Below are 24174 nucleotides of genomic sequence, written 5' to 3'. Positions count from 1 at the left end.
TTTTAGACTTGTAATATTTGTTAAATATAAAGTATAATCTAGAAAAAATCATCAAAAATTATGAATATTACATTTATTGGTAGCGGCTATGTGGGATTAGTTTCAGGTGTTATGATGAGCTATCTAGGTCACAATGTTACTTGTCTTGATAATGATGAAGCCAAAATCTCTAAGTTAAATAAGAGAATATTACCAATTTATGAAACTAAACTTGATAAATATTTTACGCAAGCTTTGGAACATGAAAGGTTAAAGTTTACTAGCTTTTATAACGAGGAACTTAAAAATACCGAAGCAGTATTTATAACAGTTGGTACACCCTCTAAAGCATCAGGCGAAGCCGATTTAAGTTATGTTTATGAGGCAATAGATAAAATTTCTCTACATATAAACAAAGATTGTTTAATAGTTATCAAATCAACTGTACCACCAAATAGTTGTAATAATATCATTAATTATTTAAAAGAAAAAGGTTTCTCATTTAATGTTGCATCAAATCCAGAATTTTTACGTGAAGGGAATGCTGTAGAAGATTTTTTATATCCTGATCGTATCGTGATTGGTGTAAATAATAAAGAATCAGAGGATATATTACGAAAGATTTATATGCCTTTAACGGATAATGGAGCAGAATTAGTAATAACTGATTTAGTTACAGCAGAACTTATTAAATATGGCTCAAATAGTTTTTTAGCTACTAAAATTGCTTTTATTAATGAGATGGCTAATTTATGCGAAAAAATTGGGGCTGATATTAAAAATTTATCTAAAGGGATAGGGCTTGATAAAAGAATTGGAACAGCCTTTCTAAATGCTGGACCTGGCTTTGGAGGCTCATGTTTTCCAAAAGATATCTTGGCACTAAATAGTATTATTAAGAATAATTACATAGATTCTAAAATTCTTGAAGCAGTGATTAGAAGTAATAAAGAACGTCCGAGCCTGATGGTAGATAAGATAGCTACTTTATTAGATGAAGATTTAAAAGGTAAAAATATAGCAGTTTTAGGCTTAACCTACAAAGCCGGTACTGATGATGTTAGAGCAAGTCCTGCAATTGAGATAATTAAAAATTTATTAGATAAAGGGACATACGTTAAGGCATTCGATCCCATGGGTCTTGAAAATTCTCAAAAAACTTTTCAAAATGAAAATTTGTTATATCTAGATTCCGCAATCAAAGTTTGTGATTCTTCTGATGCTATAATTATTACTACCGAGTGGAGCGAATTTCAAGCACTTGATTGGCAGAAAATTTATAGCTTGGTAAAAACACCTATAATTATTGATCTACGGAATATCTTAAAAGCTGACGAGGTGGAGAGCATAGGCTTTAGATATTATACAGTAGGAAGTAAGATTTAGTGCTGATGTCATTCCTGCGTAGGCGGAATCCCGCATAAAGCGAGATGAATCGAGCTTTTAATCCTAAAGGATTTGCCGTATTTGTAATTTTTTCTGGATTCCCGCCTACGCAGGAATGACATAGGACTCTACAACAAAATCATACACTTTAACACTAATTAAAAATGCAAACTGAATTTATACATTTAAGAACGCAAAGTTCCTATTCTTTTTTAGCAAGTGCATTAACTACTGAGAAAATAGTAGAACTTGCCTCTTCTTATAAAATGGCTGCTATTTGCTTAACAGATAAAGAGAATTTATTTGGATCACTAGAGTTTGCTTTATATGCAATAAAGAAAGGTTTGCAGCCTATTCACGGAGTTATTTTAAATATACAATATGAGACGGGTGTTTTTGCAGAAATATTATTAATAGCTAAAGATGAAACTGGCTATAAAAATTTGCTTAAACTATCCAGTATCACCTTTACCACAAATGATCGTAAAATATGCAACCATATTACTTTTGAGGATTTAAAAGAACATCAAGAGGGATTAATAACATTATGTTGTTATACTGAAGGCGTTATAGGAAAATGTTTGCTTGCTAATAAAGAAGAACAAGCTGAAATGTTTGCACGAAACTTGCAAGAAATTTTTGGAGATCGTTTTTACTTTGAAATCATGAGACACGATCTACCAGAAGAGCAGCTTATTGAAGATAATTATATTAAAATAGCATCAAAATTAAATATTCCGCTTGTTGCTACTAATAAAGTACTATTCAGCAAAAAAAGCATGCATGATGCACATGATGTATTATTATGTATTTCTGCCGGTGTTACTAAAGAATATCCTGATCGTAAAACAGTTAGTGAGAATTGTTATTTTAAATCAGCAAAAGAAATGATCGAGCTTTTTGCCGATCTACCTAGTGCTATCGAAAATACAGTAAATTTAACACAGCGTTGTTATTTTGCTGCCCATACAAATCCTCCAATGCTTCCTAATTTTGCTACTAAAGACATTAGTGAAACTGATTTAATTAGAAAAGAAGCAAAAGACGGATTACTTGCAAGACTTGATACAAAATTCAAATCTGAACATATTTCCATAGAACACCAAGAAAGTATTAAAACTGAGTATTTTGCTCGCCTCGATTACGAGCTAAATATTATATGCAGTATGAATTTTGCTGGTTATTTTTTGATCGTATCCGACTTTATAAAATGGAGTAAAAAGCAGGGTATTTTAGTAGGACCAGGCAGAGGTTCAGGAGCAGGATCAGTTGTTGCTTGGAGCTTACTTATTACTGATCTTGACCCTATTAAATTTGGTTTATTATTTGAAAGATTTTTGAATCCCGATCGTATTTCAATGCCTGACTTTGATATTGATTTTTGTCAGGAAAGACGAGAAGAAGTTATTAATTATGTACGTTCTAAATATGGTAATAATAGAGTAGGACAAATTATAACTTTCGGTAAAATGCAGGCAAAGGCTGTAATTAAGGATGTTGCACGAGTACTAAGCTTGCCATATAAATTTGCAGATTATCTAACTGAATTAGTGCCGTTTAGTGCAATAAACCCCGTTACGCTTGAACAGGCAATACGAGAAGTGCCGGAGCTTGCCAATGCTGCTAAAGGTAACGGATTATATAATTTAGAGGGTGAGCTAGAATTAATTAAGCTGGTACTTGATACCTCATTAATTCTTGAAGGGCTGCATCGCCACTCCTCAACGCATGCAGCAGGAATTGTAATAGCCGGTACTGATTTAGTTGATATAGTACCTGTCTACAAAGATGCTAATTCCGATATGCTGGTAGTCGGTTATTCTATGAAATATTGTGAGCTTGCTGGTTTAATTAAGTTCGATTTTCTTGGGCTACAAACTTTAACTGTTATTACCGATTGTAAGAAATTGTTAAAAGAACAAAATATAGAAATAGATTTTAACGATATGACATTTGATGATGAAAAAACTTATCAAATGTTATGTAAAGGTAAAGGAGTCGGTGTATTCCAGTTTGAAAGTGTTGGGATGAAAGATGCACTTAGACGCCTTAAACCCGACTCCATACATGACTTAATAGCTCTTGGTGCGTTATATCGCCCTGGACCTATGGAAAATATTCCAACCTATATAGCTTGTAAGCATAAATTACAGCAGCCTGATTATTTGCATGAGTTATTAAAGCCTATCTTAGAAGAAACTTATGGAGTAGTAATATATCAAGAACAAGTCCAAAGAATTGCTCAAGTTTTAGCTGGTTATACGCTAGGTGCTGCTGATTTGCTTCGCAGAGCCATGGGTAAGAAAATTAAAGCTGAGATGGAACAACAAGAAGAAATTTTTGTTAAAGGTGCAATAGCTAATAATATTTCTGAGGCTCAAGCTAAATCTATTTTCGCAACTGTTGCTAAATTTGCTGGTTATGGTTTTAACAAGGCACATGCCGCAGCTTACGGGGTTATTTCATATCAAACAGCATATCTTAAAGCTAATTATCCAGCAGAATTCGTAGTTGCGTGCTTAAATCTTGAACTAAATAATCACGATAAAATTAATTTATTCCTACAAGAAGCAAAAGATAATAATATAAAAATCATTGCACCGAATATTAATATTTCAGGTGGGTATTTTAGTGTAAAGTCTGTCATACCGCGGCTTGACTGCGGTATCCATGGAGACCAATTAAAAGATACTGCGGTCAAGCCGCAGTATGACATTGATAGTTCTATAATTTTTGCACTTGGAGCTATAAAGGGAGTCACGCCGAATTTTGGTAAGCTAGTAACAGATGAAAGAAATGCAAGAGGTGCTTTTAAATCGATTGTTGATTTTATTGAGAGATTACCACCAAAAGCTATCAACAGTAAATTACTTGAAAATCTAATTAAAGCTGGCTGTTTTGACGAATTACATGATAATAGATTGCAATTGTTTTTAAGCATTTCTAAGCTTCTTGCATATTCGGTTTCTTATCATGAAGAACAGGCATCTAATCAATTTAGTTTAATTAAAGTCTCTAGCTTAAGCAAAGAAATATTAGTTTCAAGTGATTACGCTGATAAAAATACTTTAGCTTTTTATGAATTTGAGGCTATGGGGCTATTTATCTCAAATCATCCGCTAACAGAATATAAAGAAATATTTAATCGTCTAAATATCTTAAGCTCTGCTGATTTACATAATAATTTGCCTGATGGTACTAATAGAGTAATGATTGCTGGTGTAATACAAAAGAAAGATTCTCGTATGTCAGCAAGAGGTAGATTTGTTACCTTAGTGCTTTCTGATCCTGAAAATATATTTGAGTTAAGTATTTTTAGTGAAGAGGTTTTAAAAGATTACGTACATCTACTTGACGTCAAAAGTCTAGTAGTTGTTAATTGCGATATCATTAAAGATGAGGGCGGTATTAAAATCACTGCTAAAAGCTTTTCATCAATTGAAAATGCAACTGGCAATCAGCAATTTGATTTACAGCTCTACCCTAAAAATGACGAAGAATTAGAACAAATAATTACTCTACTATCAGCACGTATAAATAACGACGAGCAGAGTAATACTATAGCTACAATATATTTATCAAATAAATCAGTGAAAAATTTTGTAGCAAAAATTACGTTTCCAGAAAAGTTTTTTTTAAAAGGGCAAGATTTTGAGATTCTTAGTATTTATCAAAATACTTAAATATACAGTGATTTTATCTTTCTAAATCTGCTTTAGATAATTCTGTAATTTTTATAACAGACTCTAATGGAATACCTTCTTTCAGCATTTTCTTTGCCATAGTAATTTTTTCTTCTTGCATTTTCTTTGTCATCATAACTTTTTCTTTTTGCATTTTAATATTAACTAGCTTTACTGCTTCCGCTTTCGCTTCTGCTTTTGCTTCTTCCTTTCCTTGTTGTATCCAATGATGAGCTATACTTTTCATATTCTTTGCCATAATAGCTTTTTCTTCTTCTCTACCTTGTTGCATCCAATGGTGAGCTATACTTTTCATAACGTTTTCTCTTTTTTTAGGATTTAATTTTGATTGAAGTAGTTTTTCTACTTCTATTATATCATCTTGTTTAATTCTGGTCAAAGTGTAGCATAAAATTAGTTCTATATGCTCAATACCAATATCTATTTTAGCAAATTTAGGCAAAAGATCAGCTACTTCTTCCCACCTTTTAATAAATCACGCTCATGAATATGCTTCATAAAGAACTGTAAAATCCCAGACCATGCTTTTTCTTTCAATTTTTCGTCCGGAATATCATGTACATTTATTAATTGATAGTCATTAGTCCATGTAGCCTTTACAAGTTCACTATTTTCAAATAATTCCCATAGATTTCGTGGAGCATTATATTTTTGTACACCGTTATAAAATATTAATGGATATATGAAAGGAAATTTTTTGCTTTTTGTTGATTTTTTATGATATTCGGCAATTTTAAACATATACCGAAATAACCTCAAAGCCATATTATGATTAGGCGAGCTTTGATGCTCTAAGAGCAGATATAAGTAACCTTTTCCATCTCCAAACTTAGCAGAAAATAAAATATCTACTATAGATTTTTTGAGTCTTTTATCTACAAAACTGTCTTTTTCCATTTTCAGCTTTTCAAAGGAAATCAAATTTTGTATATGGGGAGGTAAATGCATCTCAAAAAACTCTTTAGAAACTAAAGGATTCTCAAACGCACTTCGGATAATTTCGTCGTGTTTAGGCTTTTTAGACACTTATAATCGTTTACTATTAATACATAGTGAATTAACTTGGACTCGGGATAGTTAATTTAAAAGTGAGACTGCGGACGTATACTTAATACGTGAACACAGGCGAAACTTGCAAAATTGACTGTCCCCAGTTCAAGTTAAAAAACTATAAACGCACTATATACATTTTCTACTAGCAGTACAACAATAATATTACCTTTTTAATTTAAAGTTATATTAAGCATCCAATAAGCTTTGTAGTTGGTCTTTAACTTTTGGTAGTTTGGCAAGATCACTTCCACCAGCTTGGGCAATGGAAGGCTGCCCACCGCCACCGCTACCACCTAAGAATAACGAAAGTTCTTTTGCAATGAACCCTGCATTAAATTTATCTGTTATAGCCCTACTTATTCCTACGGTAATAGATAGTTTAGAGCTATTATTTCCAACATATACCACTACTAAATCTTCTACTTTTTTAGTTAAATTCTCGGCAGCTTGACGTAAAATTTTATTGTCTAAATTTTCTACATGACAATAAATTAACTTAATTTCCTTGATCTTTTCGGCTTGTTTTTCAATCTGCTCGACGCTTAAATCTAAACTAGCTAAATAAGTTTTTTCTAACTCCTTTTCAAGCTCTTTATTACGCTCTAAAATATTGTTAACTTTACTGACAAGCTCATTTTTGTTAGTCTTTAGGCTATTTTCTATATTTTTAAGTAGCCCCTCTTTTTCCCTAATTAGCTTAATTACAAACTCACCGCAAACTGCTTCGATTCTACGAATACCTGCTGCAATAGCTGATTCGCTGGTAATTTTAAAGCAACCAATATCACCGGTATGTCTGACATGCGTACCGCCACATAGCTCGAGCGAAGTTTCCCCCATCTTAACTACTCTAACTTCAGAATCGTATTTCTCGCCAAATAATGCCATAGCTCCTTGTTTTACAGCATCTTCGGTAGACATAAGCGTAGTATCTACTTCGTGGTTATCTCTAATAATCTCATTTACCTTATCTTCAATTAAAACAATTTCTTCAGGAGTTAAAGCTTTAGGATGGCTAATATCAAATCTTAAATAAGAAGTAGCAACGAGTGATCCTTTTTGCGTAACATGCTTGCCAAGTATCTGATGCAATACTGCATGAAGCAAATGGGTTGCCGAATGGTGAATTCTTAAATTCTGTCTATATTTAACATCAATACTAAAATTAGCATTTTCATCCGTAATAACCTTACCTTTTTTAAGAACGCATTTATGAACTATGATAAAACCTAGATATTTTAGAGTATCTATTACTTCTATTTCACAATTTTGGGTTTTAATTACTCCGATATCGCCCATCTGCCCACCTGACTCACCATAAAAAGGCGTTTGGTTGGCTATTAAGAGAAATTGCGTATCTATTTCGCTAATATCGTTTACTAAAGCATTATCTTTAATTAAAGCAACTATTTTTCCATCAGCTTCATTAAGATTATAGCCTAAAAACTCCGTACTGCCATATTTTGCTTTAATATCAAACCATAGCTGATCGGTTTTAGATTCACCCGATCCAAGCCAAGATTTTCTAGCGCACTCTTTTTGTTCTAGCATTTGCTGTTCGAATCCTTGATGATCAACAGCAATATTACGATTTTTTAAAATATCTTCCGTCAAATCAAGAGGAAACCCATATGTGTCATACAACTTAAAGGCTACTTCACCTGATAATCTACCGCCTGCATTTAGATTTTCTGTTTCTTCAGAAAGTAATTTTAAACCACGCTCTAAAGTCGTTTTAAATCTAATTTCTTCCTGCTCCAATATACTACTTATAAAGCTCTCAGCTCTTTTAAGCTCAGGATAAGTATTGCCCATTAAATCAACAAGTTTCGGCAGTAACTTATACATTAGCGGCTCTTTTGACCCTAGTATATGAGCGTGACGCATAGCTCTTCTCATAATGCGGCGTAGCACGTAACCACGTCCCTCACTTGATGGCACTACCCCATCAGCTATCAAAAAGCTACAAGCTCTTAAGTGATCAGCAATAACACGGTATGAGAATTTTGCCTCTGCCTCTACTTTCACCTTTAATATATTTTCTGTGAAACTAATTATTTCTTGGAATAAATCTATATCATAATTATTATTAACATGCTGTAGCACTGCTGTCATACGCTCAAGACCCATGCCAGTATCAATCGACTTCTTCGGCAAATCTATTCTGGTGTCTTTATTAATCTGTTCATATTGCATAAATACCATATTCCAAATTTCGATAAAGCGGTCACCATCTTCATCTTTGGTGCCAGGTAAACCACCATATATTTGCTCACCATGATCATAAAATATTTCTGAACACGGACCGCATGGACCTAGATCACCCATTGACCAAAAATTATCATTCGTTTTAATTCTGATTATGCGATCATCCGAAAACCCTGCTATTTTTTTCCAATAAGAGGCTGCTTCGTCGTCAGTGTGATAAACTGTTGCATAAAGCTTATCCTTTGGTAATTCAAACTCTTTAGTTAATAAATTCCAAGCATAATATATAGCCTGCTCTTTAAAATAATCACCGAAAGAAAAATTACCGAGCATCTCAAAAAACGTATGATGCCTTGCGGTATAGCCAACATTTTCAAGGTCATTATGTTTTCCGCCTGCCCGTAGCGATTTTTGACTGGTTACTGCTTTGTCGTACGGTCTTTTTTCTTGCCCAGTAAAGACATTTTTAAACTGTACCATACCAGAATTAACAAACATAAGGCTCGGATCGTTATGCGGAATGAGCGGACTGCTACTTACATGCGTATGATTATTTGCTTTAAAGTAAGATATGAATTTACTTCTAATTTCTTCGGTGGTAAATTTAGACATATATATTATGATAAGTATAAAAATTAATTATATATAATGAATTATAATCAAAATAAACTTAATTTATAAAAAATATTCATGAAAAATATTTTTGACTTATTTAAACTGAAAAAAAATATTGTAGTTTTATTAGGCAATAAAGGCATTTTTCTTAGTGCTTTTCTTGGCGATAAAATATTAGATAAATTATTTATTCCTTATAAGGAAGAAGAACAAATTGATTTAAGCTTATATAAGAATTTTTTTAATAAATTTTCCAAAAGCGATATTTACTTTTTACTTGATAATACTGAATGCAAGATGCGTCATGATCAGTTGCCAGTATTGCAATCTATAGTCAAGATAGATCCTATTGAACAATTTATTGCAGGGTATTTTGAAAAAGAAGATATTATAGCTCATTGTGTTTATGAGGTTACTTCTCAACCAAGCGAGATTTGGTCGCTTTTAATTATGTCATCTCCTTTAAAAGCTCCTTTAAGCGATATAGTTTCATGCGTAATAGAAAATAGATTGTTTAATTTTAAAGGAATGTATTTTTTAACACTAGAACTACAAGTTATTATCAATAAAATAGTTCAAAATGTAGAAAATAATAAATTTGCAAATTATTTTCAAATTTGTGCTTTTGCAACACAAGCTAGCGGTATAAAGTTCATTATCAAACATAAAAATAATATAATCACCATTATAAATTTTGAATATCCATTTGATAAGACAGCTAGCTATGTTCAAGGTATTATAGAACAGGAAATTAATGACTGTTTTATATTATTTAAAAACTATATCAATAATCTCAATAAAGAAGTTTGCATTATTCTTATAGTAGATGAAGAATTAAAATCTTTATTAGAGCCTATAAGCTTTGAAGATTATCGTGTAATCCTTGTTCCAGTTGATGACATATTAAACGAACCGAATCTAGAGAATACTCGGCTTATAGATACAAATATCAGTAAATTACTTATCAAGCATAAAAACTTTCCTGCTTCTAATAGTTATCTAAAATCAATAAAAAAGCTAACTATTATAAGAAGCTTAACATTTAAATTATCTGCTGCATTACTTGCAACACTAATAATTACTGCTGGTGTTATGAAATATCGTACAGATACAAATTATAAAGACACTAACTTTATTAATGAAAAATATTATGCCACAAATCAAGAATATGATAATATAAAATATAAATATCCATATATTAAAAATACTACTAGCCTTGCTGACTTATACGTAATAGACAAATTACTGGAAGCACCAGTACCATTACCATTTGAACTACTTGAAAAACTTATTATTACCCTTAATCCATCTTTTAAAGTAAAAGAAATAAAATGGGAATTAACAAATATAGATAATATTTTACTGGTCTCAAAAAAACATTTATTAATTAAACTATTGCTTAATTACAATACTCAAGGCATCTCGGTAGATGAGTCAATCAAAATGCTTAATGATCATATGACAAGCGTAAAAAATAAATTACCTCATTTGTATATAGATTACGTTATATATAAGGATAAAATAATTGATATATCAAATAGAGTAGAAATCCCTTTATTTGTTAGTATCATTGACGAAAAAACTTAAATTATTTAAGGTAAAGAGATGTTTCAAAAATATATATTGTGTATTTAAAGAATCTTATATTCTTTCAATTTATTATATATTTTTTCTTTATTTCATTAACTGTTTGGGTAATAAAAAGTTTACAGCAAGAATATGCACAATCAATTCTTGATAAACAATTAGCTCAAGAAAGTTTAACTGAAGAAGTATTAAAGCTTTATTCCGTACAAAATTCTAAAGAAGAAATTTTAGAATCCTATAAGAAATATGTCGATTTAAGTTTACCAAATAAAGTAACCTGCTTAAATTATCAAGAATTAATTCCTAAAATAAAAGGTTTAAGCAATAAATATAATCTACTAGAACCTATAGATATATCAATAAACTCAGTATTTTTTAAAAATAATATTCCGGCAATCGAAAACGAAAATGAAAATATTCGTGTAAATAATTATAGTATAAATATAAAATATGCAGCTGTGGATTTTATAACTTTCCTAAAAATATTTCATGAAATCTATTCTTATATGCCGCCTAACACACTTATATCATTTGTAAGAGTACGAAATGAAGAAGTATTAACACCTAAAAATATTTACAAACTTTCAGTAGCTCACCCTCCTAACCTTATTTATGCCAAATTAATATTATATATACGAGAATTATCTTCAACATGAATAATATAGATATTACTTTATTTAAAAAAGACATTATTAATAATTTTATTAATAACCTTACCGAAATTACCTGCTCAACTCTTGCAAATATGCTTGCTATAGATTATGCGGTAAGACTTAATTCAAAACCTGAAGCTAAAAAATATATAAATGCATGTATTTCAAGGCTTAAAAATCACTTAAGGCTACGTGTTATTAATGATGATAGTTTTTCTCTAGCTCTAAAATTATTTGTAATTCTGATTACTCCAGAAGATCAAAATAATCAAAATATTTCCGAACAATCACAGGATATCGTAGCAGAAAATCTAGTAGAAATGTATTTTGGAGCTGAAAAAATAAGTAGCGAAGAAAAATTAAAAATAAAAAACGTGTTTAAAGTTCTTTTAAAAGAAAAGAATTTCGACGAAATAATTAATTATGCACAATCGTACGCAAAATTATTTCGTACATCTTTAAGATATGGCATAAATAAGTACAAAACCCCTAATGAAGTAAACACTTATATACAACAAGAATTTAGTAAAGTATTAGAGATATCTTCAGAACTTACAAGAAGAAGTAATCTATTTAAACAAACTACCGGAAAAATTGCTGGTGCTGCTTGTGCCCTTTTAGTCGGAGCGATTAGCGTTGCAACAGCAGGGGCAGCTTTTTCTATTGTAGTTTTGCCTGTTTCAATTTTTGCCGTAAAATATGCTCCTAAAATTGGTGAAAAAATTGGGGGACTAATTTTAAATAACGATAAAGCGATAAAACTAGAGCAGAATAATATTAATCAGATTATAGCGAAAATATCCAATAATAATGAAAATTTATTATCTCAAGAAAAAAGACAAAATATTCAAAAGAGCATAATAACAACACCAACTAAATTAAACATCAAATTAGATAAGAAACTAGGAAATGAAAAACATAGATAGATAAATTAATTAGTTAAATATAATATTTCAAAACGTTTCTTATCAGCAAGCGATTGAGCTTTAGGAGCTTCCGGATACCCCAGTAATAATGGCAGAAACAGGCTTCCTCCAATCACAATACGACTATTTTCGTTTTTAGGACGCAATCCCCATATATTTTGATAGGTCATAGCCATTAAGGTACTTTCTTTATTATGAACGTTGGGATAATTACCTATATATAAAAATACGTGTCCTTCAATATGTATTATAGTAAGAAAAGGTTTTCCATTTTTCATTAGATAAGATAATCTTTCTAACGAAGTAGCAGCACTCATATCAACTGCATAGAAATTTTCCTTAATAAATTCTGCCTGAGCACCTGAGTTTCTAGGTAGCCATATACCAAAAGGTGTAAAAAGATTTTTTAATTCTGCAGAACAATCATTATAAAAATACATATTTCCCCAACCATAAGGTCTACCTATTAAACTACTCATAAGGTTTGCCATATTATGCCTAGTAAAGTCTAAAGGCATAGCTTTAACATTTTCATTAGGTACTGATACATGTTTAATAATAGCTTGATTATTTTCTACTACTGGTATCATTAATTTTTTATTTGAGGTATCTTTACTATCTACTATAGGAAATACTGAGCCTATATAAGCAGTAAATAAAGACCTTCCATTTAAATCTATAATATTTGTATTTGTTTGAGTAATCGCACCAAGCTTTAATTTAGCTGCTTTTCGCCAGCTATCTATAAACTTGCTTGATGTTCTAGCTATACCCTTACTTTCTACCCAAGTTATAAATGAAGAAGGTGTTATTACTAAAGACCAACTTTTATCCATAGTAGTTCCAACTACATATAAAGGTGTTCCTGCCCAAATAGCAGTTTCTTGAAGATTATCGAAAGGATACCCCTGACCGGCAATTTTATTACTGTAAAAATGCACATCATTTGTTGGCAATGCTCTAGCATATAAATTATCAATAGCTATACCTCTATTATTAGGGTTATAATCTAAATTAGCGAATTGAGCTATATTCATATTATAAGTAATTTGATCAGCCCAAGCAGGTGAGTAAGGACGATAATTTTCAGCATAACCTATATCGTTTTCTGCTTTTTTACCTCTATTGCTATATTTACTAATTATTTCTTCTTGTATAGATACTATATCTTCCGGAGAAGTTTTATGCAGAACTATATTAACAAAATTTTGATCCCACGGAGATAATTTACCACAGTTATGCTCGTAAAATAATTCAAAATATTTCTGCTGCGTATCTGCATTTAATAATGGAGTATTATAATTAGGATCATCAGGATTTAACCAAGTAGAAACATTTTGGTCGTATTTCTCTAAAGGAAATAGTGTTAGAACTTCTTTGCCTTGAGATAAATTTTTATTGTTAATTGAATTACAGCTCATTAATAAGCAAGAAGCTAATATTGATAAAATAATATATTTTTGCATTAAAATTAACTAATAAGTAAAAGTTAGATAATAATTATAAGATTTATTAATGCAAGTTAATATTTGAAAATTATTTTTAATTATTTTCAAAGCATAATTATTATTTAATCTTTTTTAAAACTCATCTAAGATATATTTTTACTTGAGAATGTAAAATATTCACCTTATTATTCTGTTAATATCAATATAATAGTTTTAAATGAAAAAAGTAGTAATATCAGGCATGATAGGTAATGCCTTAGAGTGGTATGAGAATATATTGTATGCACAATTTGCTTATATTATAGGTCAGCATTTTTTTCCAAATGCCGAAACTCGTGACACCTTAACTTTTGCGGTATTTGCTGCAGGTTTTATAGTCCGCCCACTTGGCGGGATTGTTTTCGGTAATATCGGCGATAGATTCGGTAGACGTATTGCTTTAGTAGTCGGCATTATAACTATGGCAGTACCGACGGCAGGAATAGGATTGCTCCCGGGCTATAAAACCATCGGAATTGCTGCTCCTATTATTCTCACTATTATCAGACTTATTCAAGGCTTTTCTTTAGGCGGAGAATTTAGTGCTTGTATTTCGTATATAGTCGAACATGCATCGATAGAACAGCGTGGAATTGCGGGTAGTGCATCATTCGTAAGTATGTGCGGAGGTATGTTGCTTGGGGTAATAACTGCAGCTAGCTTTTCCTACTTCATGCCTGCCGATATGCTATTTGAATGGGGCTGGAGAATACCTTTTATTGCCGGATTATTCATTAGTTCAGTAGGTTTATATATTAGAAAAAATCTATCAGAAAGCCCTATTTATAAAAAAGCTAAAGAGAACGGTAGGCTAGCACGTTTTCCTCTACGGGAAACCTTAACAAAATACCCAAAGGAGCTAATTATAGCACTTGGGCTTTATATTACAGTCACAGCTCCTTTTTATACTTCAACAGTTTTTATCGGCAATTTTATGCAAACTCTTGGATATACTAACCAGCAAAGCGTTATTGTAAGTAGCATAATATTAGTTGTTATGATGATTGTATTTCCTATATCCGCTTATATTTCAGATAGAGTAGGGCGTCGTCCTGTACTAATATGCGGTATTATTTTATTAATTCTATTAGTTTATCCTATTTTTATTTGCCTTGGATCAATGAATTTTGCTTTAGCAATTATCTCACAGATATTATTTGCCGGAATTATAGCTGTTTATATGGGACCTATACCGACGGTATTAGTAGAAATATTCCCAACTAGTGTAAGATTTACCGGCGTAGCACTTTCTTATAATCTTGCTGCTGCTATATTTGGTGGTACTGCTCCGATGGTAGCAATGTTATTAACGAAAATGACCGGCGATAATTATGCAATCTCATATTATTTAATTGCACTTGCTTTAGTATCCTCTATAATTCTAAAGTTTTATAAAGAAACATATAAGAAAAATTTGGTGAGTTAAGTATATACCTTTAATACTTCAAGATTTGGCAAGCCAAATTTCGGGATTCGTCTGTGCTCACGTATTAAGTAACGGCTTTCGCAGACTCACCGCTTATTTGACTTACCAACTTTTGAAGTATTTGCGGTATACTAGATGAGCTTGAAAAATTAGCTAAATTTTTTATTTGTTAGATATATACTTATAATAGAAAATCTTGTATAATACTTTTCTATTAGTTACAAGATAATATTAATGCCTGATAAAATAAAGCATGATAAGTTTTTCCAAAAAGCTTTATCAAATCCGATAGTAGCAAGAGAATTTTTTAATATGCATTTGCCATCCTCTATAAAAGCTTTATTCTCGCCTACTACTTTAACGTTAGAAAATGATAGCTTTATAGAGCCAAACCTTAAAGAATCAATCACGGATATTTTGTTTTCTGTTAAAATAAATGATAGAGAGGGTTATCTATATTTGCTTGCAGAACACCAAAGTAGTTCAGATTATTTTATGGCTTTTCGCTTGTTCAAATATATGTTAAATATTGCTGAGAGACACTTAAATTCGTATCCCGATTCTAAAAAGTTTCCTTTTATATATCCGTTAATATATTCAAATGATCATAAAAAATATACTGCTCCTTTAAACTTGTGGGATTTGTTTGAAAATAGTGAGTTAGTAAAATCTACTTGGAGCAATGATTATCAGCTTATCAACTTGCGTGATATATCTGACGAAAAATTAAAAGAAAATCCTTGGCTTGCTCCATTGCAAATTTTAATGAAATATATAAATGAGCCTGATTTATTACCAAGATGGCAACAAATAGCCGATATTTTACCGGAGTTTGCTGGTTCCAATATTGGAGTTGATTATGTAAAATCAGCTATATCGTATACTTTGACTAAAATAAAAGAAGATGATAAAATAGAATTAGAAAAAATACTTAAATCACATTTGAATCCTGAATTAGGAGTAATTATTATGGGAAGTTTAGCACACCGCTGGGAACAACAAGGTATAGAGAAAGAAAGAGCTAGAAGTGCAATAAAGATTAAAAAAGAAAAAATTAATATAGCTAAAAAGATGCTAACAAGAAATAAGCCTTTAGATGAGATTATAGATTTTACAGGTTTGAAAAAAGAAGAAATTGAGAAGTTAAAAACATAACAAAATTATGGGAAACCATATTAACTATATTGCATTATTAAAAACATTATGAATGAAGTTTTTGAAGTACCTGGCGGCGAAGAGAAAGTATTATTACATACTTGTTGTGCTCCTTGCGTTGGTCCTTTAATGGAAAAAATGATGAGTAGCGGTATTAATTTTACGCTATTTTTTTATAACCCTAATATTCATCCTAAGCAAGAATATGAATTGCGTAAGAATGAAAATATACGTTTTGCCGAAAAGCATAATATCGAGTTTATCGATGCTGATTATGACCCACAAAACTGGTTTAAACGTGCTAAAGGCTTAGAATTTGAGCCGGAAAGAGGCAAACGCTGCTCTATGTGCTTTGATATGCGTTTTGAGCGTACGGCTTTATATGCACATGAAAACGGTTTTAAGGTTATTAGTAGCTCACTTGGTATTTCCAGATGGAAAGACATGAACCAAATTAATGAATCGGGAGTTAAAGCAGCATCGCATTATGAGGGTATAACTTACTGGACGTATAATTGGCGTAAAGACGGCGGAGCAAGCCGTATGTATGAAATCGCTAAAGAAGAGCATTTTTATAAACAAGAGTTTTGCGGCTGCACACCATCATTACGTGACACTAATAAATGGCGAGTAGCGAATGGTCGCCCTAAGATTGAGATTGGTAAAGAGTATTATTAGTGAAAGTCTCATCTCGTGTGGGCATTGCCCGTATGGATCAACTATGTTTAGTAACTAATGGCAATAAAAAATACAACTTATTACCTGAACGCTCTTTGCATATTAATGGTAGACTCAATTTTATAGTGCAACAAATTTTAGAACTCGCACAAGATAAAATTGCCATGATTATTTTATACGGATCATATGCAAGAGGGGATTGGGTACGTGATTTAATTAATGGTTATCATAGTGATACGGATATTCTGATAATTTTAAATAAGGCTAAGTATAAAGGTCATGCTACTTTAAACCTAAAAGATAGAATATATGCAAGATTAAAAAGAAAAGGAGTAATAAAAGATCAAATTATTCCTTATGATTCGAGAATATCAATAATTTTAGAATCAATAGAAGAGGTAAATAGACAGCTAGAAAAAGGACGTTATTTTTATACTGATATCACAAAAGAGGGAATACTTTTATATGATAGTGGTGAATTTACCTTAAGCGAAGCTAAAGATTTACCTTGGAGCGAGATGAAAGAAATCGCACAAGATTATTTTGAACAGTGGTTTAATAAAGGTAAAGATTTTTTAGATGGAGTAGATTATTATTTAAAAAACGATCGTTATGCAATTGCTGCTTTCTTATTACATCAAGCTACTGAAAGTTTTTATAATACTATTTTATTAGTTTTTTCTAATTACAAGCCGAAATTGCATGATATAGAAGAATTAGGCGGTATGGCAAAAAATTACGACAATGAATTATTACAAGTTTTCCCTATAGCTACTCCTGTGCAGAAAAAATGTTTTGAGTTATTACAAAAAGCTTATGTTGATGCACGATATGATAAAAATTATAAGATTACAAAAGAACAGCTGCTTTATTTAATAGAGCGAATAGAAAAATTAAAAGAAATCACCGAAAGAATTTGTACGACAAAGATTGGTAGATAAAATGCCACATGCCGTGGCTTGGGAACTAGATCCAGAAAACAGCTAGAAACATCAATATTATTGATATTTCTAGCTGAATCCCATGAATAAATCACGGAATGACAAGTAGGATAATTATATAGAGTAAGAGGTGAAACTATCCCATAATTCAGGTGCATCACCCATATTAGGGACATGCAAATTATCTTCTATATTTTGACTCGTACCAGCAAAATATTCGCAAATATTTTTTGCTAAAGGAGCTATTACCTCTAACGCATAATTAAAACCATATACAACTGTATTATAAAAACTATTACTACTTTTTACAGGTAATGTGTCTTCTATCATCGTAAAAATGTCTATACTTTCTAATAAATCTTCTATCATCATTAGTGGCTCTATACTTGTACTTGTAAAATTTTGTTCTTTATTTTTCATAAAAATTCCTTTAATATAAATTAGTGTTTTAACTAGACTCCGACGAATAAATCACGGGGTAATAGGGTGTTTTTCGATCCACGCATGGCAAATGCTATCACGGAGCTATAGAGTTGAAAATTAAAGGCACTCTACGTCGTAATGATCAGTATTTCCACGGAAATATTCACAAACATTTCCTGCCAATGGTATCATTACTTCTAATGCATAATTGAAACAATATGCAGCTGTATTATAAAAATTTGTAAAAAAGCTGTTATTAGCTTCTACAATACTGTTTTCTAAATTCATACTTGTACTAACACACATACCTGGAAAATTTCCGATTATTTCTGCTATAGTGTCTAGGCTTGTATTCATTAATAAATCTTCTGGTAATACTTTTTTATTTTTCATAAAAATTCCTTTAATATAAGTTAATAAATTAATTATTAGTAAAGACATTATACACAGCTTTAATGTTCCTGTCAATATATATTATTAACAAATTAATAACTATTTAATAATCTGCTTTTATGAAATAAAGACCGCAAGCAGGGGCGGTAGGACCGGCAGCTTTTCTATCTGCTACCTCTAAAACTTGCTGCATTTGTTCAGCTTGCCAAATATTTTTACCGACTAATACTAGGCTACCGACTATATTACGCACCATGTGATGTAAAAAGGATGGGGCAGAAAAATATAATTTTATTTCCTCATTTTCCTTTATAATATCAAGCTTTGTTAAGGTTTTGATGGGAGATTTTGATTGACAAGAGCTAGCTCTAAATGAAGTAAAGTTATGTTTACCTAAAAGATATAAGCTACTTTTTTGCATAGCTGAAACATCTAACGGCACACTAATCCACCAAACACGATCAAAATCAATTACTGATGGGTAGGGTCTATTAAGAATTCTATATACATAATGACGTGCTATTGCGGAAAAGCGAGCATGGAAATTATTGTCTACTAATTCACAATTACACACTCCTACTATATATGGTCTTGTAAAATAATTAATCGCTCTGATAATTTTATAAGGTTCAAAATATTTTGAGAGATCAAAATGTGCTATTTGACCTATTGCATGAACTCCAGCATCAGTTCTACCTGATCCGAATAATGTTACTTGCTCACCAGAAAATTTATAGATCGCTTCTTCTAATATCTGCTGTACCGACATTACTCCCGATTGTCTTTGCCAACCCGCAAGATTCGTGCCTAGATATTCAACGCTAATTTTATATCTGTACATAAAGGGAATTATTTTGTCATCTCTGCAAAAGGAGAAATCTAAGTTCTATGAAGAAAAATTATTTGTGGTGGCTTTTTCATAATCCAATATCAACTTTAATATTTTCAATTTTTTCAAGCTCTGTCTTAATATTCTTTTTAATTTCTTCTATTTTACGATATTTTTCTGCTATTTCTTTTTGCTTTTGTAAATCAAATTCGCCTGTTTGTGTTATTGGGATTTTGATTTCAATATTTTTTGCAACTTTCCAATGTCTTGAATATCCTAAATTCGGTATTAAATTTTCCCAAACAAACGAAATATATTCAATATCTATTTTTCCAATATATTCTTGTTTTAGTTTTAATACTTTTACATTATCTAAACATGCAAAACTTTCATTTCTAATAAAAAACTTTCTCGTATGGTCACCAAAAGTTACCAAGGGAGTTTGGCTTGAGGCGTTAAACATAATATCTTTAGCATAGCCAACGAATCCGTATTCTGTGGTTTGCGAAGAATATGTTGGTACAGTGTATTTATCTTTTAAATCCTTTTTTTGTATTTTTTTTGACACCGGTAATAAATCAAAAAAAATTGAGGCTTGCTTAGTATCATATTTTATTTGTTCTAAATTCTGTGATTCATTTATAATATTTGCATTAGAGCTGATAATAAAATAATGTATCGTTTAAAAGTTCATTAAATTCTTTTATATATAAAAAACCAGTCTTTTCAATAAAACCAAGATCAATTTTTTCTTCTTCTGTAAAAAAGTTTTCAACACACCAATTAATATCAGCTTTAAATTTATCAATCCCTTGCAACTTACACCTTTTATCGTGATTAATATTTGCAAAATATTTCTTACTACCTTTAAAAGCATTAAATAAATTTACCGCTTCCTTTAAGTCGTCTTGCTCAATATCAAATCTATAAATATCACGACTCTCGCCAATTTCGCTGCATAAATAAGTAAATACTGGATCAGTTTGTATCTGCGAAATATTATGTTTCTTTGTAATTGCTAAAATGTATGTCTTTTTTGGAGTTGTAAAAAAAGTTTTTAAAGGCAATGAAATAATAGCATCAATAAAACAATTATCTAAAATGAGTTGTCTTAAATTTTTGTCATTTTGTCTATTGAAAATCCCGTCAGGCACAACAACAAACACCTTTCCGTTTGGTTTCAAAGCTTTTACGATCCATTCCATAAAAAGCCCTTCAACGCCCATTCCACTGATTTTATAGTAATTTTTGCAATTTCTTCTTTTAGATTACTGCTTCCGCTTGTCACATAAGGTGGATTTGTAAGGATTAAATCATATTCGCCTTCAATAGGCTCTGATAAAGTTCCAAGTATTGAATTTGTTTTTAAAATAAAGCTATCATTAAAAAGTTTGGCAAATTCCTTTGTATGCTCAGGATTATCTTTTATAAGCTCACAAAAATAAATAAGCATATTCGCTTTTGCAAGAATTATAGTTTTTTGCTCATCTTTATCAAAACCTTTATCAAAACCGATAATTTTAACTTTTGAATTTATCTTACCGTTTTTGAGTTCAAAAAAATTATCAAGATTTTCTTTTACAAATTCGAGAGGAAATTTGCCAACTCCGCAGGCAGGGTCACAAATTGACATATTTTCTTTTAACTCACCTTCTGCCATTTCATTTATGGCACGAACGACTTTAATAGGTGTAAAAAATTGTCCCCAATTTTTTTTACTTATACTTTCTTTTAAAAAGCTTTCAAATAATTTGCTTTTAAAATCGTGATCAATATGTTCAAGTTTTCCATAATCTCTAAATTTTTCTAAAACTTTCTTAAATACCGTTCCATATCCATCAATTGCTTTTTGGTCTCTACTTACAAAAATAGTACCGTTTATAATTGTTGTTTTATCACTCCCTTCCGGAAATAAATCTTTTATTTTCGGTCTAATAACATTTGCGTAATGTTGTAAAACATCATTTATTTCATTGTTATTGTATTTTTTTAAAAGTTCATCAAAACTAAAATCACCTTTTAAAATATTTAAATCGCTTAAATATTTAAATATAAATAATTCAACAAAGGTATATAAACAATTTTCAGGAGTTGCTCCGCTAACACTCCAAACATCTTGCCATATTTGTTTTGCAAGGTCTGTTGGATCTATTAATTGTTTTGGGAGTATGGTATCATTTTTATCATTAATAGATTGGATTATTTCTGTTATGACTTTTTGTAAATTTGTATCTTTTGGGTTAAATAGATATTTAAAATCATTGCCTTTTGCATCTTTTACACTATTGCCGGTTGCAACATTAATCCAAAGAGTCTCGTGTGTATCCGTTGCAATTATGAGTTTTGTTTTTAACTTTTTGGCAACCTCAATTTCTTGTAAAATTGCACTATCTCTCTTATTTTTAGTATTGAACTGTTTCGGTGATTTATACTCTATTATTGCAATTACTTCTTTTTGCCTTGTTATAATTGCATCAACTTTTTTTCTTGCAACATTGCCGTAATCAATGCTTCTTATAATATTCGCTTCTGTTAATTGTTTTACAGTAGTTGCACCAACCTGATGGAAATCCCAAGTTCCTATTTTTTCAGGATTTTTGATTAAATCCCGTTGTAATAACTCTTCACTCATACAACATATTTTAATCTTCCACCAAAAGCTGTTAAAAATATCAGCAATACTGATATTTTTAGTTATTTTTCTGGATATCATGGTCAAGCAACTAGATAACAGTTTAGATTTAAGCCTCTAACAAATCAGAAGGGTTACCATCACCACGTTTTCCACCGCTTCTAAAGCTATTAAGCTTTTTGGATCTAATAGGATGTTGTAACTTTCTTAAGGCTTTTGACTCAATTTGCCTTATACGTTCTCTAGTTACTTTAAATTGCTGTCCTACTTCTTCAAGCGTATGATCGGTATTCATACCTATTCCAAAACGCATTCTAAGCACCCTTTCTTCACGAGGCGTAAGGGTTGCAAGCACTCTAGTTGTAACCTCACGTAAATTTGACTGAATTGCCGCATCAATCGGTGCTACTGCGTTTTTATCTTCAATAAAATCACCTAAATAACTATTATCATCACCATCCCCTACCGGATTTTCAAGGCTAATCGGCTCTTTAGCTATTTTCATAACTTTTCTTACCTTATCAATCGGCATAGAAAGTCTTGCTGCTATTTCTGCTGGAGTTGGTTCATACCCAAGCTCATTAAGCATTTGTCTCGAGGTTCTTATTATCTTATTAATTGTTTCGATCATATGCACAGGAATACGTATAGTCCTTGCTTGATCGGCAATCGCTCTTGTTATTGCTTGTCTAATCCACCAAGTAGCGTAAGTAGAGAATTTATAACCACGGCGATATTCAAATTTATCAACCGCTTTCATAAGTCCTATGTTACCTTCTTGAATTAAGTCTAAGAATTGTAAGCCTCTATTAGCATATTTTTTAGCAATAGATATTACTAAGCGTAAATTCGCCTCTATCATATCTTTTTTCGCTTGCAACGTTTGTCGCTCACTTTTTTGGATAGCATTTACTAACTTTTTAAAATCATTAACTAGAAGACCGGTATTAATCTCTATCGCTGATAATTCAGCAATCATCTGGTCTATATAATCCGATTCTTTAGTGAGCAATTCTTTCCAACCAGCTTTCTTATTTTTCAGCATTTTTTCTTTCCATGCTGCATTAATTACGGCTCCTATATATTCATCTAAGAAGTTCTGACGAGTTATTCCGTATTTTTCAGCAAGCTTTAAGAAAGCTGTTTCTTTATTTATTAAATCACGATTTATCCTATACATTTCAGATAGAATTTCTTCTGTTCTTTTAGAATTAAAATGTATTTCTGAAACTTCGCTAATTAATAGTTCTAAATTATCATTATATTTTTTACTATTTTGTAATATTTTTGGACCAGCAGACTTTTCAAAAGATTTTTTAGTTTCAATTAATAATTCTTCACAAATAAAAGCGATCTTTTTCATTCGCTCTATAATATTAGGCAATATCTGCGTTTCCACTTTAGACATTGATAAGATATTTTCTTCATGGTCGTGGTCATGATCCTGCTCTTCTTCTTCATGATCACTATTATGATCGTCTTCACTTTCCGAAGTCTCATCATCATGCATCATATTAGATTCTAGATCTATGAGATCACGCAGTAACATATTATTCTCATTAACTAAATCCGCATACCACTTTCTAAACTTATCCATAGCAATAGGACTTCTACATAATGCAGCGATCAATGTTTTGCGACCTTCTTCAATTCTTTTTGCTATTTCGACTTCATTTTCACGAGTAAGTAGATCAACCCCTCCCATATCCTTGAGGTAAAGCCTTACCGGATCATCAGTAGTACCTATATTTTCTTCCTCTGTTTCATCTTCAGGTTCATGATCAATATTGGTGGATATTTTAAAACCTTCCTCCATTTCCATGTCATCAATCTTAATTGCGTCATCCTCGTTAGTATCTAAAATATCTACTTCCGCCTCGGAAAATCTAAACATAACCTTATCTATCTCTTCCACAGATGTCCCATCAGGAAGAGCTCTATTTATATCATTATAAGTAACCGAACCTTTTTTAGATTTAGCTTTTTTTAGTAAACTATCTATTTTATTTAGATTATTATTATCTGTATTTGTCATTAAATACCTATGGAATTAAGCTGATTAAGTTATAATAATATTTTATTGTGAAACCGCCATAAAT

The 24174-nt window shown here is 31.1% G+C and carries 20 protein-coding genes and 1 pseudogene; 9 read left to right on the top strand and 12 right to left on the bottom strand.

The features are described from left to right. Positions 1-60: 60 nt before the first annotated feature. A complete protein-coding gene (locus tag RBE_RS00390) occupies positions 61-1365 on the top strand; it encodes a UDP-glucose dehydrogenase family protein (RefSeq protein WP_011476771.1) in 1305 nt (434 codons plus the stop codon). Positions 1366-1529: 164 nt separating this feature from the next. Further along, positions 1530-5048 carry a DNA polymerase III subunit alpha gene (gene dnaE / locus RBE_RS00385; RefSeq protein ID WP_011476770.1) on the top strand — a complete coding sequence of 1173 codons (3519 nt, stop codon included), beginning with the start codon at positions 1530-1532 and terminating at the stop codon, positions 5046-5048. A gap of 13 nt (positions 5049-5061) precedes the next feature. Here dnaE and RBE_RS09010 read toward each other — a convergent pair whose 3' ends face one another. From RBE_RS09010 to alaS, 3 genes are all read right to left on the bottom strand, one after another. After that, complete coding sequence (locus tag RBE_RS09010) at positions 5062-5511, bottom strand: hypothetical protein (RefSeq protein WP_011476769.1); 450 nt, start codon at positions 5509-5511, stop codon at positions 5062-5064. 8 nt (positions 5512-5519) lie between these two features. Next, entirely contained in the window at positions 5520-6095 is a 576-nt protein-coding gene (locus tag RBE_RS09005; protein ID WP_011476768.1) for an Rpn family recombination-promoting nuclease/putative transposase, read from the bottom strand. Between the two features lie 213 nt (positions 6096-6308). Beyond that, positions 6309-8942 carry an alanine--tRNA ligase gene (gene alaS / locus RBE_RS00370; RefSeq protein ID WP_011476767.1) on the bottom strand — a complete coding sequence of 878 codons (2634 nt, stop codon included), beginning with the start codon at positions 8940-8942 and terminating at the stop codon, positions 6309-6311. A gap of 78 nt (positions 8943-9020) precedes the next feature. Here alaS and RBE_RS00365 point away from each other — a divergent pair, with 78 nt between their 5' ends. Genes RBE_RS00365 through RBE_RS00355 form a run of 3 tightly spaced genes read left to right on the top strand, consistent with a single transcriptional unit; the run spans position 9021 to position 12111 of the window. Continuing rightward, complete coding sequence (locus RBE_RS00365) at positions 9021-10532, top strand: hypothetical protein (RefSeq protein ID WP_011476766.1); 1512 nt, start codon at positions 9021-9023, stop codon at positions 10530-10532. Between the two features lie 29 nt (positions 10533-10561). Further along, on the top strand, positions 10562-11188 hold the full coding sequence (locus tag RBE_RS00360) for a hypothetical protein (protein WP_041804584.1): 627 nt from the start codon (positions 10562-10564) through the stop codon (positions 11186-11188). After that, positions 11185-12111 carry an RP853 family protein gene (locus RBE_RS00355; protein ID WP_011476764.1) on the top strand — a complete coding sequence of 309 codons (927 nt, stop codon included), beginning with the start codon at positions 11185-11187 and terminating at the stop codon, positions 12109-12111. The genes RBE_RS00360 and RBE_RS00355 overlap by 4 nt, the downstream gene beginning before the upstream one ends. Positions 12112-12116: 5 nt before the next feature. On the opposite strand, the gene RBE_RS00350 is transcribed toward RBE_RS00355, so the two are convergent. Continuing rightward, positions 12117-13577, bottom strand: coding sequence for an SH3 domain-containing C40 family peptidase (locus RBE_RS00350; RefSeq protein ID WP_011476763.1), 1461 nt, complete (start codon positions 13575-13577; stop codon positions 12117-12119). A gap of 199 nt (positions 13578-13776) precedes the next feature. Between RBE_RS00350 and RBE_RS00345 the strand changes: the two genes are divergently transcribed. Continuing rightward, on the top strand, positions 13777-15024 hold the full coding sequence (locus RBE_RS00345; RefSeq protein WP_011476762.1) for an MFS transporter: 1248 nt from the start codon (positions 13777-13779) through the stop codon (positions 15022-15024). Positions 15025-15029: 5 nt separating this feature from the next. Here the strand turns inward: RBE_RS00345 and RBE_RS09000 are convergent. Then, positions 15030-15155, bottom strand: a pseudogene (locus RBE_RS09000) (palindromic element RPE5 domain-containing protein); the annotation flags it as partial. A 103-nt stretch (positions 15156-15258) separates the two neighbouring features. Here RBE_RS09000 and RBE_RS00340 point away from each other — a divergent pair. From RBE_RS00340 to RBE_RS00330, 3 genes are read left to right on the top strand one after another with little or no spacing between them, the layout of a single operon-like run. Then, complete coding sequence (locus tag RBE_RS00340) at positions 15259-16179, top strand: Rpn family recombination-promoting nuclease/putative transposase (RefSeq protein WP_011476761.1); 921 nt, start codon at positions 15259-15261, stop codon at positions 16177-16179. 48 nt (positions 16180-16227) lie between these two features. Further along, positions 16228-16857 (top strand): epoxyqueuosine reductase QueH, encoded by a 630-nt coding sequence (locus RBE_RS00335; protein ID WP_011476760.1) that lies wholly within the window; start codon positions 16228-16230, stop codon positions 16855-16857. Between the two features lie 32 nt (positions 16858-16889). Then, positions 16890-17798, top strand: a complete 909-nt coding sequence (locus tag RBE_RS00330; protein WP_012151531.1) for a nucleotidyltransferase and HEPN domain-containing protein — start codon at positions 16890-16892, stop codon at positions 17796-17798. Between the two features lie 114 nt (positions 17799-17912). On the opposite strand, the gene RBE_RS00325 is transcribed toward RBE_RS00330, so the two are convergent. The 7 genes from RBE_RS00325 to rpoD form a co-directional block, all read right to left on the bottom strand. Further along, complete coding sequence (locus RBE_RS00325) at positions 17913-18218, bottom strand: hypothetical protein (protein ID WP_011476758.1); 306 nt, start codon at positions 18216-18218, stop codon at positions 17913-17915. Between the two features lie 120 nt (positions 18219-18338). Then, a complete protein-coding gene (locus RBE_RS00320) occupies positions 18339-18614 on the bottom strand; it encodes a hypothetical protein (protein WP_228368744.1) in 276 nt (91 codons plus the stop codon). Positions 18615-18717: 103 nt separating this feature from the next. Then, positions 18718-19455 (bottom strand): tRNA pseudouridine(38-40) synthase TruA, encoded by a 738-nt coding sequence (gene truA / locus RBE_RS00315; RefSeq protein WP_011476756.1) that lies wholly within the window; start codon positions 19453-19455, stop codon positions 18718-18720. Between the two features lie 76 nt (positions 19456-19531). Beyond that, positions 19532-20011 (bottom strand): restriction endonuclease subunit S, encoded by a 480-nt coding sequence (locus RBE_RS00310; protein ID WP_011476755.1) that lies wholly within the window; start codon positions 20009-20011, stop codon positions 19532-19534. An 85-nt stretch (positions 20012-20096) separates the two neighbouring features. Continuing rightward, positions 20097-20648: an N-6 DNA methylase gene (locus RBE_RS09425; RefSeq protein ID WP_143549741.1), complete on the bottom strand. Its 552-nt coding sequence runs from the start codon at positions 20646-20648 to the stop codon at positions 20097-20099. Next, on the bottom strand, positions 20633-22075 hold the full coding sequence (locus tag RBE_RS00300; protein ID WP_041804747.1) for an N-6 DNA methylase: 1443 nt from the start codon (positions 22073-22075) through the stop codon (positions 20633-20635). The genes RBE_RS09425 and RBE_RS00300 overlap by 16 nt, the downstream gene beginning before the upstream one ends. 109 nt (positions 22076-22184) lie before the next feature. After that, the gene (gene rpoD / locus RBE_RS00295; RefSeq protein WP_011476752.1) at positions 22185-24110 is read right to left on the bottom strand and encodes an RNA polymerase sigma factor RpoD; all 1926 of its coding nucleotides are present in this window, start codon (positions 24108-24110) and stop codon (positions 22185-22187) included. Between the last annotated feature and the right edge of the window lie 64 nt (positions 24111-24174).

Source organism: Rickettsia bellii RML369-C (assembly GCF_000012385.1).
GTDB lineage: Bacteria > Pseudomonadota > Alphaproteobacteria > Rickettsiales > Rickettsiaceae > Rickettsia > Rickettsia bellii.
The sequence above is the reverse complement of the archived record's forward strand: the minus strand, read 5'-3'. Positions and strand labels throughout refer to the sequence as shown.

Bases quoted from the DNA above. Each gene is read 5' to 3' on its own strand.
- RBE_RS00325 (WP_011476758.1), bottom strand. From the start codon at position 18,218: ATGAAAAATAAAGAACAAAATTTTACAAGTACAAGTATAGAGCCACTA.
- RBE_RS00350 (WP_011476763.1), bottom strand. From the start codon at position 13,577: ATGCAAAAATATATTATTTTATCAATATTAGCTTCTTGCTTATTAATG.
- RBE_RS00340 (WP_011476761.1), top strand. From the start codon at position 15,259: ATGCCTGATAAAATAAAGCATGATAAGTTTTTCCAAAAAGCTTTATCA.
- RBE_RS00335 (WP_011476760.1), top strand. From the start codon at position 16,228: ATGAATGAAGTTTTTGAAGTACCTGGCGGCGAAGAGAAAGTATTATTA.
- RBE_RS00330 (WP_012151531.1), top strand. From the start codon at position 16,890: ATGGATCAACTATGTTTAGTAACTAATGGCAATAAAAAATACAACTTA.
- RBE_RS00320 (WP_228368744.1), bottom strand. From the start codon at position 18,614: ATGAAAAATAAAAAAGTATTACCAGAAGATTTATTAATGAATACAAGC.
- RBE_RS00345 (WP_011476762.1), top strand. From the start codon at position 13,777: ATGAAAAAAGTAGTAATATCAGGCATGATAGGTAATGCCTTAGAGTGG.
- truA (WP_011476756.1), bottom strand. From the start codon at position 19,455: ATGTACAGATATAAAATTAGCGTTGAATATCTAGGCACGAATCTTGCG.
- RBE_RS00355 (WP_011476764.1), top strand. From the start codon at position 11,185: ATGAATAATATAGATATTACTTTATTTAAAAAAGACATTATTAATAAT.
- RBE_RS00300 (WP_041804747.1), bottom strand. From the start codon at position 22,075: ATGAGTGAAGAGTTATTACAACGGGATTTAATCAAAAATCCTGAAAAA.
- RBE_RS00390 (WP_011476771.1), top strand. From the start codon at position 61: ATGAATATTACATTTATTGGTAGCGGCTATGTGGGATTAGTTTCAGGT.
- alaS (WP_011476767.1), bottom strand. From the start codon at position 8,942: ATGTCTAAATTTACCACCGAAGAAATTAGAAGTAAATTCATATCTTAC.
- rpoD (WP_011476752.1), bottom strand. From the start codon at position 24,110: ATGACAAATACAGATAATAATAATCTAAATAAAATAGATAGTTTACTA.
- RBE_RS09425 (WP_143549741.1), bottom strand. From the start codon at position 20,648: ATGGAATGGATCGTAAAAGCTTTGAAACCAAACGGAAAGGTGTTTGTT.
- RBE_RS00365 (WP_011476766.1), top strand. From the start codon at position 9,021: ATGAAAAATATTTTTGACTTATTTAAACTGAAAAAAAATATTGTAGTT.
- dnaE (WP_011476770.1), top strand. From the start codon at position 1,530: ATGCAAACTGAATTTATACATTTAAGAACGCAAAGTTCCTATTCTTTT.